General features: G+C 31.7%; 16 protein-coding genes. 5 read left to right on the top strand and 11 right to left on the bottom strand.

Going from position 1 to position 15,094, the window contains the following annotated elements:
* Positions 1-67 precede the first annotated feature (67 nt).
* From AC3QL1_RS21480 to AC3QL1_RS21470, 3 genes are all read right to left on the bottom strand, one after another.
* A complete protein-coding gene (locus tag AC3QL1_RS21480; RefSeq protein ID WP_007138072.1) occupies positions 68-289 on the bottom strand; it encodes a DUF2795 domain-containing protein in 222 nt (73 codons plus the stop codon).
* A gap of 307 nt (positions 290-596) precedes the next feature.
* Complete coding sequence (locus AC3QL1_RS21475; RefSeq protein ID WP_492494165.1) at positions 597-1,166, bottom strand: cob(I)yrinic acid a,c-diamide adenosyltransferase; 570 nt, start codon at positions 1,164-1,166, stop codon at positions 597-599.
* A 101-nt stretch (positions 1,167-1,267) separates the two neighbouring features.
* Positions 1,268-1,954: an ABC transporter ATP-binding protein gene (locus AC3QL1_RS21470; protein ID WP_492494164.1), complete on the bottom strand. Its 687-nt coding sequence runs from the start codon at positions 1,952-1,954 to the stop codon at positions 1,268-1,270.
* Positions 1,955-2,264: 310 nt separating this feature from the next.
* On the opposite strand from AC3QL1_RS21470, the gene AC3QL1_RS21465 reads away from it, so the two are divergent.
* Complete coding sequence (locus tag AC3QL1_RS21465; RefSeq protein ID WP_492494163.1) at positions 2,265-2,924, top strand: DUF6565 domain-containing protein; 660 nt, start codon at positions 2,265-2,267, stop codon at positions 2,922-2,924.
* A 54-nt stretch (positions 2,925-2,978) separates the two neighbouring features.
* On the opposite strand, the gene AC3QL1_RS21460 is transcribed toward AC3QL1_RS21465, so the two are convergent.
* The 4 genes from AC3QL1_RS21460 to AC3QL1_RS21445 form a co-directional block, all read right to left on the bottom strand.
* Positions 2,979-3,758 (bottom strand): O-methyltransferase, encoded by a 780-nt coding sequence (locus AC3QL1_RS21460; protein WP_492494162.1) that lies wholly within the window; start codon positions 3,756-3,758, stop codon positions 2,979-2,981.
* 134 nt (positions 3,759-3,892) lie between these two features.
* Positions 3,893-4,435, bottom strand: a complete 543-nt coding sequence (locus tag AC3QL1_RS21455) for a hypothetical protein (RefSeq protein ID WP_492494161.1) — start codon at positions 4,433-4,435, stop codon at positions 3,893-3,895.
* Positions 4,436-4,644: 209 nt separating this feature from the next.
* A complete protein-coding gene (locus tag AC3QL1_RS21450; RefSeq protein ID WP_492494160.1) occupies positions 4,645-5,118 on the bottom strand; it encodes an FKBP-type peptidyl-prolyl cis-trans isomerase in 474 nt (157 codons plus the stop codon).
* Positions 5,119-5,253: 135 nt separating this feature from the next.
* Positions 5,254-7,116, bottom strand: coding sequence for an ABC-F family ATP-binding cassette domain-containing protein (locus AC3QL1_RS21445; RefSeq protein ID WP_492494159.1), 1,863 nt, complete (start codon positions 7,114-7,116; stop codon positions 5,254-5,256).
* A gap of 296 nt (positions 7,117-7,412) precedes the next feature.
* Between AC3QL1_RS21445 and AC3QL1_RS21440 the strand changes: the two genes are divergently transcribed.
* Positions 7,413-7,967: a DUF6934 family protein gene (locus AC3QL1_RS21440; RefSeq protein WP_492494158.1), complete on the top strand. Its 555-nt coding sequence runs from the start codon at positions 7,413-7,415 to the stop codon at positions 7,965-7,967.
* 239 nt (positions 7,968-8,206) lie between these two features.
* Here the strand turns inward: AC3QL1_RS21440 and AC3QL1_RS21435 are convergent, their stop codons facing one another.
* The 3 genes from AC3QL1_RS21435 to AC3QL1_RS21425 form a co-directional block, all read right to left on the bottom strand.
* A complete protein-coding gene (locus AC3QL1_RS21435) occupies positions 8,207-8,611 on the bottom strand; it encodes an XRE family transcriptional regulator (RefSeq protein WP_492494157.1) in 405 nt (134 codons plus the stop codon).
* A 129-nt stretch (positions 8,612-8,740) separates the two neighbouring features.
* Positions 8,741-9,706 (bottom strand): T9SS C-terminal target domain-containing protein, encoded by a 966-nt coding sequence (locus AC3QL1_RS21430; protein ID WP_492494156.1) that lies wholly within the window; start codon positions 9,704-9,706, stop codon positions 8,741-8,743.
* A 36-nt stretch (positions 9,707-9,742) separates the two neighbouring features.
* Positions 9,743-10,483 (bottom strand): tyrosine-protein phosphatase, encoded by a 741-nt coding sequence (locus AC3QL1_RS21425; protein WP_492494155.1) that lies wholly within the window; start codon positions 10,481-10,483, stop codon positions 9,743-9,745.
* Positions 10,484-10,622: 139 nt separating this feature from the next.
* On the opposite strand from AC3QL1_RS21425, the gene AC3QL1_RS21420 reads away from it, so the two are divergent.
* Positions 10,623-11,813 (top strand): DUF5009 domain-containing protein, encoded by a 1,191-nt coding sequence (locus AC3QL1_RS21420; protein ID WP_492494154.1) that lies wholly within the window; start codon positions 10,623-10,625, stop codon positions 11,811-11,813.
* Between the two features lie 154 nt (positions 11,814-11,967).
* On the opposite strand, the gene AC3QL1_RS21415 is transcribed toward AC3QL1_RS21420, so the two are convergent.
* Positions 11,968-12,528, bottom strand: a complete 561-nt coding sequence (locus AC3QL1_RS21415) for a hypothetical protein (protein WP_492494153.1) — start codon at positions 12,526-12,528, stop codon at positions 11,968-11,970.
* A 140-nt stretch (positions 12,529-12,668) separates the two neighbouring features.
* Between AC3QL1_RS21415 and AC3QL1_RS21410 the strand changes: the two genes are divergently transcribed.
* Together AC3QL1_RS21410 and AC3QL1_RS21405 are read left to right on the top strand one after the other, a co-directional pair.
* Positions 12,669-13,850, top strand: coding sequence for a hypothetical protein (locus tag AC3QL1_RS21410; RefSeq protein WP_492494152.1), 1,182 nt, complete (start codon positions 12,669-12,671; stop codon positions 13,848-13,850).
* 31 nt (positions 13,851-13,881) lie between these two features.
* Complete coding sequence (locus tag AC3QL1_RS21405) at positions 13,882-15,045, top strand: glycosyltransferase family 2 protein (RefSeq protein WP_492494151.1); 1,164 nt, start codon at positions 13,882-13,884, stop codon at positions 15,043-15,045.
* The last annotated feature ends 49 nt before the right edge of the window (positions 15,046-15,094 follow it).

The following is a 15,094-nucleotide window of genomic DNA, read 5'->3' as shown; positions in this document are numbered from 1 at the left end:
TTATGTAAATGTGTATTTGAACCAAAAAAAAAGCCTCCTTGATGAGACTTTTCCTTTGGTTTATTTTTTAATATTCATCCTCATTCCAAAGATAATCTTCGTCTGTTGGATAATCAGGCCAAATTTCTTCCATTGATTCATATATCTCACCTTCGTCCTCGATTGATTGAAGGTTCTCTACCACTTCTAATGGAGCACCAGCTCTAATAGCGTAGTCAATAAGTTCATCTTTGTTAGCAGGCCATGGTGCATCACTTAAATAAGATGCTAATTCTAATGTCCAATACATCTGTTATCTTGTTTAGTTTGTGCAAAAATAAATTTTTTACTGAAAAAGACAAGTAAATTTTGATTTATTTTAGTAAAATTTAAGAACGTTCCTTGTTAAATTCCAATATTTAAACGCCAAATTCCAAAAATGGAAGACAATGCCTCTATATTTTGAATTTTAAATCCAAAAATTTTAAATTCCAAATCCCAAAAAAGGAGCTAAAATTGTCAATATTAAGAATTTTATATATTGTTTAAATTCGCAGAATTTTTAAATTATTTCTTTGGAATTTGGGATTTTGAAAATTTTGAATTTTAAAGAAAATTTACTTCCTCGGTATCCACTTCACTTCCTCCGCTTTTAAGTCTGAGGACAACTTCCGTGCCAAGACAAAAAGGTAGTCAGAAAGTCGGTTTAAGTACATAATTGCGATTTCAGGCACGTGTTCATTATGGCTTAAATGTACTGCCAAACGCTCTGCACGACGACAAATACAACGCGCTATATGACAATGTGACACGGTTGGATGGCCGCCCGGTAAAACAAAATGCGTCATTTGCGGAAGACTTTCTTCCATTTTGTCAATTTCATTTTCTAATAATTCAATATCAGTATCGATTATTCCGAGATTTTTTAAACGAAGTTCGCCGTTTTTTAAAACTTCTTTTTCCTGCGGAGTTGCCAAAATAGCGCCAACGGTAAAAAGGCGATCCTGAATTTCGATTAAAATAGTTTTATAATGCGAATCAATTTCCTGATCGCGAATGAGACCTATATAGGAGTTCAATTCGTCAACAGTTCCGTAACTGTCAATTCTGATATGATCTTTAGGAACGCGCGTGCCGCCAAAAAGAGCCGTAGTTCCTTTATCTCCGGTTTTTGTATATACTTTCATTGTTATTTTAGATTGTAGATTTATGATTTTAGATTTAAATATGGGAATCTTAATTTTTAGATTTAGAAAATAATCTAAAATCTAAAATCAGAAATCTAAAATTATTTAGTAGTGTCGCTTTCGATTAGACCATCACGCAAACGGATTACGCGGTGTGCATAAGCTGCAATATCTTCTTCGTGCGTTACCAGAATTACCGTATTTCCTAATGCGTGGATATCACCAAAAAGCTTCATGATTTCTACAGAAGTTTTACTGTCTAAGTTTCCGGTTGGTTCATCGGCTAATATAATGGAAGGTTTATTCACCAAAGCACGGGCAATGGCAACACGCTGACGTTGTCCGCCGGAAAGCTGATTCGGCTGGTGATCCATTCTGTCGGCCAGGTTTACCTGATTTAAAACTTCTTCGGCGCGCTTTGTACGTTCAGACTTTGAATATCCGGCATAAATCATGGGCAAAGCCACATTATCCAAAGCCGTTGTTCTTGGCAAAAGATTAAAGGTTTGAAATACAAATCCGATTTCTTTATTACGAATTCCGGCCAGTTCATCATCTTTCATTTGACTCACATCTTTTCCGTTCAAAACATAATGTCCGGAAGTAGGCGTATCCAGACAACCTAAAAGATTCATTAAAGTTGATTTTCCTGAACCCGAAGGTCCCATTAAAGCTACATATTCTCCTTTGTTGATTTCTAAATTAATTCCTTTTAAAACATAAACAATTTCATTACCAAGTACAAAATTTCGTTTAATGTCAGTTATTTTAATTAATGGATTTGCCATTTCGTTTTACAATTTTGGATTTAAAAGTACAAAAGACTTTTCAATAATTCATAAGTAGCTTTTAATTGATTTTTGTTACACTAACTGAGGCTGACAGAAGGACTTTTCCAGAAACAATTTTATTTTTTAAAATATTATAATCTAATACAAGAAATAGTTGTTATATGATTTTAATATGTTTTTATATAATTATCATATTTTATAATTTTTATTAAATTATTTTTAGTTTAAGTATTAAATTTTTAGTAATTATTTAGAATTATTCATTTTTTTAACTATATTTGTCTTGTAACTTTTAAAAATCAAAATTATGAAGAACATACAAATTTTATCAGGAATTGCATTAATTGCACTAAGTTTTACATCATGTAAAGATGAAAAACAAGAACAAGCTAAAAAAACAATCGACGCATACGTAACTTACGTTGATTCAGTAAAAAATGTGAAAGCTGACGATTTGAAAGCAGATTGGAAAGATGTTGAAGCAGAATATGACAGAAGAGCAGCAAATGCACAATTGGCTCTTGCAGATATTAAAGACAATACTGCTGAAACACAAAGAATAAATGAGAGTAAAGTTAAATACGAAGAATTTAAAACCAGCATGCAAACAGCACTTGCGCCACCTGCTGTAAGTCCTAAACAACAATTGCGTAATGCATTGTTTGGTGAAGGAAAAATTGGTGATGATATGAGTTTTGCCTGGGTAAATGCTCAAAATATTCATAGTGTATACCAACAATTTGTTCACACAGTAGAAAATAACAAAGACAGTTATTCTCGTGAAGACTGGGATGAAATTAAATTAATGTATGAAGCACTTGACAGTCGTAAAAATACGGTTGAAAAAGAAGGACTTTCTGCAGAAGACAATAGAAAAATTGCAGGTTTGAAAATCAAATTTGCTCCAATGTATACTGTAAACAGAATGGGAGCTAAATCTGAAGAAACAGCTGCAGCTAAAAAATAAGATTTTATTTAAATTAATTTTGAAAATGGCAATCAGAAATGGTTGCCATTTTTTTTATGCCCGAATAATAAAATGCTCTTTTTTCTGCTCTCGCCTAAAGAAAACAAAACCCCATTGAAAAGTATCTATTGTTACAATTACTTTTGGATGCTGTTTAATAATTTCCCAGGCTTCTTCCATTTCTTCTGACCAATGAATGTCATCAAAAATCCAAACAGAATCATTATTTATAGTTGGTAATAAAAGTTCGAAATAAGCTAAAGTTGCTTTTTTAGAATGATTTCCATCGAAGTATATTAAGTTGTAATCTGTAGCTTGTAAATTTTCGGAGATTAAAAAAGATTCAAATTCTGAAATAATATTTTCTACATTTTTACAGTTAAATTCATCCAATTGATTTTGCGCAACATTTGCTGTTTGCGGACAGCCTTCAAGCGTAATTACTTTTGCTTGTGGATTTCCTAATGCAAGTGCGGAAGTTGCTAGACCTAATGAAGTTCCTATTTCTAAAATAGTTTCAGGTTTAAAATAATTTGAAACTCTAAATAATAATTCTGCTCTTTTAGGAGAAATTCCAGCTGTTTGTGCAATTTTTGAAATCTGTCTTCTATTAGATTTAAAAACTTTTGAACCCGCACCAAAATCTGTTACTTCAATGAAATTTTTATTTTGAAGAAGCGATTTACGGTAATTTTTCAGAATCAGATATTCTGGTTTTTGTTTCTTATCGTAAAAACATTTTGTCAATAAATTAAAAACAAAAGGCGAATGCACCGCATGTTCGTTTTTAGAATTCCAAAGGAATTTTAGATATGATTTTATTTGAAATAACATAAAACTATTTTACAGGAAAATGCGAAGATACGAATCCCAATTAATTCCTGTAAAAGAAATAGTATGTGTTAAACGCAAAAAGCCTAATCTCCGTAAAGAGATTAGGCTTTTTGATTTATCAATTTTTCGGTAAATTATCTGTAGATATTTTGACCTTTATTTGATTTCCATTGTTGTTCGAAATATTCAGCATCTTCGTCGTTACGAGTGTGAACTCCTAATACAACATGACCATCTTTAATTCCTGATTCGTATACTTTTGCTCTTTCTTCAGGAATACCTGAACCTACTAAAGCTCCAATTAATCCACCAGTAATTCCTCCTGCACCTGCACCTGCTAATCCTGCAGCAAGCGGACCAGCGATAATTAATCCTAATCCAGGAATTACCAAACTTGTTCCTAAGGCAGCAATAACGCCAACAATAGCACCAATAGTTCCTCCAATTGCAGAACCTGTTCCTGCAGTTTCAGCTGCTTTTGTTCCTAATTCTGAATCGTCATCTTTGTCAGAATAATGTTTTTTTCTAGTATCATCAGACATAATAAGATTGATTTCATCTTTTGTATATCCTCTTTCACTTAATGTTTCGTAAGCTCTTTCTGTGCTGTCGCGATCAGAAAACATTCCTGTTAGAATTGTACGTTTGTTACTGTCCGGGTTATGTAAATTTTCCATTTGTATATATTTTAAATTGTGAATTCGTTTTCACTTATACAAATCTCGCAAAACCACTTTAGTTATATTTATACAATTATTCCAAATTCTTACATATTGAATTTAACATTTTAAGAATTTATCGCATTTTTTTTGATTATTATGCAAAAAATCCCAATATTCAGTTTCAAACTAAATACTGGGATTAGATAATAATTATTTTGTTTAAACTAATTAACCGAAATTAATTTTATATCAAAAATAAGTACTGACCCACCAGGAATACCGTTGTAGTCAAACGGGCCATAGCCTAAATGCGAAGGAATCAGTAGAATTCCGCTTCCACCAGTTTTAAAATAAGGAATACCTTCTGTCCAGCCTTGTATAACTCGATTTAGTCCAAAAGAAATTCCTTCAGCTTTACTTTGGTCAAATATCTTTCCGCTAGAATAATATCCTTTGTAAGCAACAGTTACGTTTGATGTCGAAGTTGGCTGAGTTCCTGTTCCCGGTTCATTAATTACATAATATAAACCTGAATCAGTTTTTTGTGCCGTTAAATTGTTTTTAGTGATGTAATCTGTAATTTCTTTTTCGTTTTCAACTGTGTAATCTGTTTTTTGCGGTTCTTGATTTATTTCTTTATCACTGTTGCAAGAGATAAAAAGAGTCAAAATTAATACTGCAGATAAAATGTGTTTCATTAACGTGGTATTTAATTAATTCGAAAATATGATAAAGTAGATGATTTTGTTTCACAAATAATAAAGCAAAAAGATTCACAAAATAAAAAACTTAGCGTAGCTCTGCGTTTTCTTTGTGAATCTCTGCGTGATAACTTATCCTTCAATCTTAGCCGAAAGCTCAAACCATCGTTCTTCTTTCTGATCTATTTTATTGATGATGTTTTGTAATTCGTTTGCTTTTTTCTCGATATCGGCGTCAGCTACTTTTCCGTCAGAGAATAATTGTTCGATTTTCGTTTTTTCAATTTCTAAATCTTTAATTTCTCTTTCCAGTTTTTGATATTCTTTTTGTTCGTTGAAAGTTAAATTTCCGGTTGGATTATTTTGTTTCCAATCTTTCTTTTCCGCTTTGTTTTCTTCTTTTTGAGCTACATCAGCGCTATCTTCATAGGCTCTGAAATCAGAATAATTTCCAGGGAAATTCTCGATTTCACCGTTTCCTCTAAAAACAAATAAGTGATCAACAATTTTATCCATAAAATAACGGTCGTGCGAAACCACCAATAAACATCCCGGATAATCCAAAAGGAAACTCTCCAAAACATTTAACGTTACAATATCTAAATCATTTGTAGGCTCATCCAGAATTAAAAAGTTAGGATTCTGAATCAAAACCGTACATAAATACAAACGTTTTAATTCACCACCGCTTAATTTTTCGACAAAATCGTATTGTTTTTTAGCATCAAAAAGAAAACGCTCCAACAATTGCGAAGCCGAAATCATACGGCCTTTTGCAAGCGGAATAAATTCTCCGTATTCTTTAATAATATCAATTACACGCTGATTTGGTTTCGGATTAATTCCGCTTTGCGTATAATAACCAATTTTTATGGTGTCTCCTTTTACAACGCGGCCACTATCAAGCGGAAGAGTTCCCGTAAGAAGATTTAAAAAAGTAGATTTTCCGGTTCCGTTTTTACCAATAATTCCGATGCGTTCTCCACGCTGAAAATCAAAGCTAAAATTATCCAGAATAACATGATCCTTGAATTTTTTGGAGATTTTGTGAAGCTCGATAATCTTACTTCCCATACGTTCCATGTTAATTTCAAGTTCAACTTTATTTTCGCGACGGCGGCTTTGTGCTTTTTCTTTAATTACATAAAAATCATCCTGACGCGATTTTGACTTTGTCGTTCTCGCTTTTGGCTGACGGCGCATCCATTCTAATTCTTTTACAAATAAGTTTTTAGCTTTGTCAACGCTCGCATTTTCGGATGTAATTCTTTCTTCTTTTTTCTCTAAGTAATAAGAATAATTTCCTTTGTATTGGTATAATTTTCCGTTGTCAAGTTCAATGATTTCATTACAAACACGCTCTAAAAAGAAACGGTCGTGCGTCACCATAAACAACGTAATGTTTTCTTTTGCAAAATAACTTTCAAGCCATTCGATCATTTCAAGATCAAGGTGGTTGGTTGGCTCATCCAGAATCAATAAATCTGGGCGATTAATCAAAATAATTGCCAATGAAAGACGTTTTTTTTGTCCACCAGAAAGATTTTTTACTTTAAGTTTAAAATCTTCCAGCTTTAATTTGAATAAAATTTGCTTGTATTGCGTTTCAAAATCCCATGCATTATGCTGATCCATTCCATCAAAAGCTTTTTGGTACGCTTCTTCGTCATCCGGATTTTCAAGCGCTTTTTCGTAAGCCTCAATTATTTTAAGCGTTTCATTATCTGAAGCGAAAATACTTTCTTCAATCGTTAATTCTTCCTGCAAATTATTATCCTGAGAAAGAAACGCCATTCTGATTCCTTTTCGTAAAACCACCTGACCGGTATCTGGTTCATCCAAACCGTTAATGATACTCATAATGGTCGTTTTTCCGGAACCATTTTTGGCAATAAAAGCTATTTTTTGGTCTTTATTAATTCCAAATGAGATGTTGTCAAATAAGGTTCTTTCACCAAAAGACTTCGAGATGTTTTCTACAGATAAGTAATTCACTTTGTAAATTATGAGTTATAAATTATAAGTTCTGAATGATTTACAAAACAGAACTTTTTGCAAAAGTAAGGTATTATATCTCGATTTGCGAATTATTTATGGAGATAGGAATGAGGACATTCTTGATTGATAAAAAAAAGCTTATAAATAGAAATTTCATATGGAAGCAAAAAACAGAATATTCCTTGAAGTAAAAGGGTTTTAGCTGCAAGTACTAAAAACAAGATCAGAAAGCACTTAAAAAAATGTAAGAAATTAATTTATAATATTTATTTTTGACTTTTTATAACTTCAAAATGAATCTGAATTCCAACACATATATTTTATCCGAAAGTAAAGATGAGAACAATAATTATTTAAGATACTATTTCATAAGTGAAGGCAAAGAATCAATAATTAAAATTATTGATTATCAGTATATTCAAGAATACGAACAACAAAATATCTATAACTTAGCATTTGGAAATTATGATGCAGAAAATGATATTGTAGTTGATGATGCAAACTCAAATAATGCTGATGTTTATACTGTATTCAACACTGTTCTAACTAGCATACTTGCTTTTTTCGAAATCTTCCCAAATGATAAAATAATAGTTCAAGGAAGTGATGGTACACAAGATTTTTTAGAAAAGTGTAAAAAGAATTGTATAAAGAATTGCAAAGATGATAAATGTAGAAAGTTCAATCAGCGATTGAAAATTTATAAAGGCTACGTTGACAAAAATTATGATAATTTAATTAAGGAATATAAGTTTTATGGGGGTTTTAGAGATGAATTTCAGAATACGTACTTAGAGGACTATATGAAAAATAAAGACTATTTTAGTGTAGTAGTAGAAAAAATATAATACCTTTGTACTATGGAAAATAAGGTTATAAAAAACGAAAAATATGTAAAAGTGTCGGAAAGTGCACTTTTATCATTGGTTTCTTCAAAATTGAAGGAAAGGATTTTATTTCCCGAAAAAGTAGAAACTGCAAAAAAATTTTTAAATAATTTACATTTTAAATCAGATATAAAGAAGATTTAAAACTATATAAAAAAAGTGTCATGAAAATGACACTTTTTTTTATTATTATTCCAAAATTATTTATTCATTAATTTTTCAAGTCTTTGCATCATTTCATCTTTCTCTTTCAACATACGTTCGTACAAAGCAATTTTTTCTTCGTGAAGTTTTTTAATCTCATCAATCGGATTGTTATTAAAAACTTCAATTCTGTTATTGAACATTGCATTATCCGAGAAATTACACGAAATTAAATTCACCGCCTGTTCCTCATCAAAATTCTGAAAAGCTTCAACAGGAATTTTTAATGAATTCGAAATTTGATTAAGTATATCATTTTCAATTACATCTTTTTGCTCCAGCATAGAAATTTTCTTTTGATTCCAGTCATTTCCCAGATCAAAAGCCAATGCTTCTTGTTTGATTCCGAGCATTTCTCTAAAACGTTTTACGTTTCTTCCCTGATGTATTTTCTGTTCCATAATGAATGTCAATTTTTCTAAAGGCTCAAAGATAAAGCCATTTGGATTAAAAATCCTGAGTTTCAAAGATAAAAAATATCCTGCAAATATCTTTTTGCAATTGTAAACTATTATACCTCGATTTGCGAATTATTTATGGAGATAGGAACTCAACACCGGACTCAAATCTAAATAATGAATTTGCTGCGGCGTATTTAAAATTGGTTTTCGCACCAAATATTCATTCGTTATGTAATAATGCAAACCATCTTTGGTCGCGATTCCTTCTATTTGATGAAAAGAAAGCTGAAGATCAATTCTCCGTTTATTGCCCGAAAGAAAATCATTGTTTTTAAAATCATATAATAAATATAAAAATGATTTTCCTGTTTTTGAATAACCACAAAGTGCAATCAATTTTTTTGATTCTAAATAGGTTGCGCCTGTTACGAGTCCTTTTGTGTCCAGCGTTTCCTTAAATTTTGCAATATGATTTCCTGCTTGTTTCGGTAGAACGTAAATACTGGTTTTTGATGCGCTCCATTGTTTGGTAAATAAATAAATGCTGTCTTTGGAAACAATAAAAGCTTCGCAATCAAAATTTGTCGTGTTTCCTTTTTGAGCAGATAAATCTTTTTGGTCAGAATAAGTAAATGAAATGGTTTCAATAACCGGATTTCCTTCCAAAAAAGATTTCTTATCGATCTTTAAAATTTCCAGATTAGTTCTGTTTCCAGTATAATTATTACCAAAATCGCCAATATATAAATGTGTATCGTCTTGTGAAATTTCTTCCCAATCATGATTTGTGACTTTATCCAAAACAATTTTTTTTCGAATCTTCCCTAAAGAATCCAATCCGTAAATTGTTTTGTCGTGATCGTCATTATTTGTCCATAATAAATTGTCAAAGGCAATTAATCCAGAAGTTTCTTTAATCGAATCGTTTAATTTCTTCGAATATTTCGGTTTTAGTTTGAAGTTTTGATATTCACAGCTTCCATCATTTAGTGTCGCAGCTGCATTATAGTTTTTTGCTGAAGAATCACGACATCCGGAAATTTGAGCAAATCCTGCTATCGTGCCGACAAAGAAAAAGAATATTGTTTTTAACATTATTTGAATAACTGTTTCAGAGATGCAATTTAGCTTTTATTGAAATTTAAAAAACTGATTATTAGAGATAACTTCTTTTAAGGCAGAAATATTATCTGTTTTTATTTTTTGATGAAGTGAATGTATATGTCTGCTATGATGAACATCGGTTCCTGTAAAATCGTACATTCCTTTTTTAAGAAGCTGATTGGCTATTTTATTCACCTTTTCACCATAATGATCCACCAAAGCCAATAAATTCAATTGAAATAAACATCCCGCTTTTTTTAGTTTTTCGTATTCATCAAAGTTTTTATGATAGAATAAATATCTTTCAGGATGCGCTAAAACCGGAGTATAACCTGCCACTTGTAAATCAAAAAGTATTCTGTACAATTCCGCGGGAGCATTCATATAAGACATTTCGACAAGCACATAATTATCTTTTAAAGTCAGCAGTTTTTCAGATTTGAAATGATTTTCAAACCAGTCATCCATAAAATATTCGGCTGCAGCCAAAAACGGAAGTCTAACATTATTGTCTTCTAATGCAAGTTTAGTTTCAATAGAATTTTCAATAATGCTTTCAGGTGAATTGTTCCAAACATAATGACTAACGTGCGGTGTTGTTATAAATTGAGAAATGCCAATTTCCTTAAACGCATTTGCCAGTTTTGTCGTTTCACTTATGTTTTTGGCACCATCATCAATTCCGGGAAGTAAATGAGAATGAATATCAACATAATCCTCTGAAAGAAGATCTTTTAAATGTGGTTTTGATTTAAAGAATGATAACATGTCGTAAAAGTAAAATAATTAGTGTTATTTTCTTACTGATTGTACTTTTATTTATCACAATTGGGATTTATGTTATCCAAAGATATTTTGCGTATTGTTAATAAAGTTATATTTTGCATTGCAAAAAATGTAGCATTTTATGAAAATCAAAGAAAATTTATACAACCAAAGAATAATTTCAATAGACGCTTTACGCGGAATCACGATTTTTGTAATGATTTTTGTAAATGAGCTGGCAAGTGTAAAAAATGTGCCGCAATGGATGAAACACATGCCGGCCGATGCAGATGCAATGACTTTTGTAGATCTGGTATTTCCTGCCTTTTTATTTATTGTCGGAATGTCGATTCCGTTTGCATTTAATGCGAGATTGCTCAAAGGCGATTCGACCAAAACAATTTGGACACATACTTTAAAAAGGGCTTTGGCTTTAATAATCATTGGCGTTTTTATGGTCAATGCCGAATATGGATATGATGCCGCAAAAATGGTAATTGCTCCGGCTTTCTGGGGACTTTTGGCGTATTCAATGCCTATTCCAATCTGGAATAAATATCCAAAAGATTTTCCACTTCGGTTAAAAAACACACTTCAATATGGCGGAATATTGGTTTTAATCGCACTTTATTTTCTATACGTTCAGGACACTGGTGAAATAGGAATGACGCCAAAATGGTGGGGAATTCTCGGCTTAATTGGTTGGGCGTATCTTTTTACCGTGATTTATTATTGGCTTGTTTCAGGAAAACTTTGGACAATGATATTATTTCTGATTATTTGCGTTGTTGCCAATTCTGTTAATTTGATCGAAGGATCTATAATACACCAAACATTTTGGTTAAGTTTTATTGCCGGACATTTTACGCATGCTTCTTTAGTAAGTGCCGGAGTTGTTATTTCGTTATTGTTTTTTGATCGTAAAATTCCACTTAAAATCAATTGGCCGGTAATAGGTTTTGCAGTTTTGTTTTTTGTAACAGGATATTTATTAAGACCTTATTTCGGAATATCAAAAATAAAAGGAACACCTTCGTGGACCATGTTTTCTGCAGCAATTTGTACCGTTTTGTTTTACTTTTTGTACTGGTTGATGGAAATTAAAAAACAAACCAAATGGAGCGATTTCTTTATGCCCGCAGCCGCAAATCCGTTATTGATTTATATTTTGCCGGGCGTGATTTATTATTTCAATCTGGCTTTTAAAATTGAAATAATTCCGGAGTATTTTCGTGAAGGAGTTCCGGGAATAATCTGGAGTCTAGTTTTCTCAACGATTATGTTACTTGTAATGAAGATTTGTAATAAATATAAAATTCAATTGCATTTGTAAACAGAATTTAACCGCAAAGTCCGCTAAGAATTACGCAAAGTTCGCAAAGTTTTACACAAAGCTTTGCGAACTTGTCTTTCTTAAACCTGACAGCAAAATAACTTTGCGGACTTTGCGGTTAAATTCTCATTTCTATTCAAGCTCTGAAATAATCCTAATCAATAATAACTGATTTTATTTCTAAGAAAGCTCCCGAAACTGGGTGATAATTCACAAAATTAAATTTACAAAGATTATGAATGTTTACTGGTTTACCGTTTAATTTAAAATCCAACCAGGGAATTTTTATTGTGACAAATTTATCAGGAGAAGCGGGTAAATCAGCCATTGCGTGTGTTCCGCCATGTACGCAGCCAGTACCGGAATCATTTCCTTCGCGAGCTTGTATTTTTATCTGATGAGAGGATTTATAAGTAATGGTCACTAATTTAGACGCATCTGAAATATTTGTGGGTGCTCCGTCATTTGAATCTGATTCGGTAATCATAACATTTAGTTCGATTTCGCCAACAGGATTGTCTTTTGCGGTAACTTTTACTATTCCTTCTTTCTTGCGGATTTTATTGATTATTTCCTGATTTTCTACAGCCGGACCGGCAATATACCACGTTGCCGTTTTTACGAGATCTTGTTGAGAATCAGATTTACTTTCGAAGCAAATAAAACCGGAACTTAAAAAAGCGGTTATGATCAGAATCAATATCTTACTTTTCATAAATAGAATAGTTTTTGTTCAGAATCAAAAATAACCTTTTTTGGAATTTGTCTGAGTTTTCTTTTTATTATTCTAAAATCATGTTCTGCTTTGAATAAAATTTTAAATTTGTAAGAAGTTGTTTCTCAAAATCTTACAAAATGAAAAATGTAAAATTTCTAATTACTTTATTTTTTCTTTTTCTGATGTCGTTTTGTTATTCGCAAAATGATTCGGTTGTAAACAACAAAAAAGATATTCTGGATGTTTTGTACAAACTTTTCCATAAAAATGATTCCATAGCTAGAAATTCAAATAAAAAAATTGCATTTTCATTGCTTCCGGTTCCAATTGATGCTGATAAAAATGCCGGATTAGTCGTTTCGTTTTTAACTACTTTTTACCTCGGAGACCGGGAAACTACAAAAATGTCACAGGTTACTTTTTCGCCTTATTTTAGTTTTACCCAACAATATGTTTTTCCAATTCAGACCTATATTTATACAAAAAACGACAACTGGAATTTTATTGGCGATTATCGTTATATGATTTATCCACAGCCTACTTATGGTTTGGGAGGACATAATACAGATGAAAAAATGTCGACTTTAGATTATCAGCAATGGCGTTTTTATCAATTTGCAACCCGAAGAATAATTGGTAATTTTAGGTTGGGATTGGGTTTATTGCTGGATAATTATCAAAATATTTCTGAAGAATCTTATATTGATGAAGAAACAGATTATTCAAAATACATGAATAGAAATTTCTCTGATGAAAATTCTTTTGGAGTTGCCATTCAGGGATTATACGATTCCAGAGAAAACAACGTAAATCCCGAGCAAGGTTTGTATATAGAAGCAGATTACAGGATAAATACCAGCGGCGTAAATGACGAAAAATGGAAATCTTTTTATTTTGATGCCCGTAAATATTATTCCTTCAGTAAAACAAAACACAGAGTGCTGGCTTCCAGGGCTTTTTACTGGTCAACTTTTGGCGGAAAACCCCATTATTTAGATTTGCCCAGTATTGGTTGGGATCGTGATGGAAAAACGGGCAGGGGATTTACCAGAAATAGATTCCGAAGCAATGCCTTGATTTATTTCGAAACAGAATACAGAACCGATATTACTAAAAATGGTTTTTTGGGCGCTGTATTTTTTACCAATATTTCTTCGGTTTCAAAATTAGATACGTATAAATTCAGTAAATGGAATCCTGCGGTTGGAACCGGAATTCGCATTAAATGGAACAAACAAAACAATAGTAATTTGATATTAGATTTTGGACTTAGTAAAAACGATTGGTCGTTGCGCTTGGGTTTAGCTGAAAATTTCTAACTTTCGAAAAAATCAACTGGATCAAATTTTCATGCAATTATCTGTTATTATTCTCAATTATAATGTGCGTTACTTTCTGGAACAATGCGTTTTAAGCGTTCAGGAAGCGATTTCTGAACTTGATGCAGAAATTATTGTGATCGATAATAATTCTACAGACGATAGTTGTTTGATGATGAAGGAACGATTTCCTGAAGTAAAATTGATTGAGAACAAAGAAAATTACGGTTTCCCAAAAGGAAATAATATTGCAGTTGATCAGGCAAAAGGCAAATATGTATGCATTTTAAATCCCGATACCGTTGTTGCAGAAGATACGTTTACAAAGATTCTGGCTTTCGCCGAAAGGCAAACGAACTTAGGAATTATTGGCTGTAAATTAATTGACGGAACAGGAAGTTTTCTGCCCGAAAGCAAACGCGGAATTCCGACGCCATGGGTTGCTTTTACGAAGATTTTTGGTTTGTATAAAGTTTTTCCAAAATCAAAACTTTTCAACCAATATTATGCACAGCATTTAGAGGAAAATAAAACCGGAGAAGTAGATATTCTTGTGGGGGCTTTTATGTTGATGAAACGAGATTTATTTCTTGATTTAAAAGGCTTTGATGAAGATTGTTTTATGTATGCAGATGATATTGATTTGTCGTATCGCGCTTTGCAGCAGCAAAAAACAAACTATTATTTTAATGAAACCACCGTTCTGCATTATAAAGGAGAAAGTACGGTAAAAGATGAAAAATATATGATGCGTTTTCAGGAAGCGATGACGTTTTTTTACCAAAAGCATTTTAAAAAGTCTTTATTTTTTTCTATCTTCATAAAAATCGGAATTGTGTTTTTTTCTTTTGTTAAAATGTTTCAGGGGAAACCTAAAGTGAAACCATTACCGGAAAGTTATTTTTTGTATTCTTTAAATGCGAATTTGTCTGAAAAATTGACTTTTATTTTGAAAAATAAAGTGGTTATTTTCGATTTCAAAAAAGAAAAAATGGTAAATTCGTCGCAGATTTCGAAGGGCAAAAGGGTTGAGATTATTTTGGATAATCACTATGTTTCGTTCAAAAAATGTATCAAAATCATAGAAACTCTTAAAGATAAGAGCATTACTTTTAAAATTTTCCCTAAAAGAGCAAATTTTATTATTGGAAGTAATTCAAGAAATGATAGAGGTCAAATTATAAAAATTGAGTAAAAAATTATATTAAATGTAATTTATATTTAAAATATTCAGTAATTTCGCA

Source organism: Flavobacterium sp. GW823-FHT04A11 (assembly GCF_058796535.1).
The sequence above is the reverse complement of the archived record's forward strand: the minus strand, read 5'-3'. Positions and strand labels throughout refer to the sequence as shown.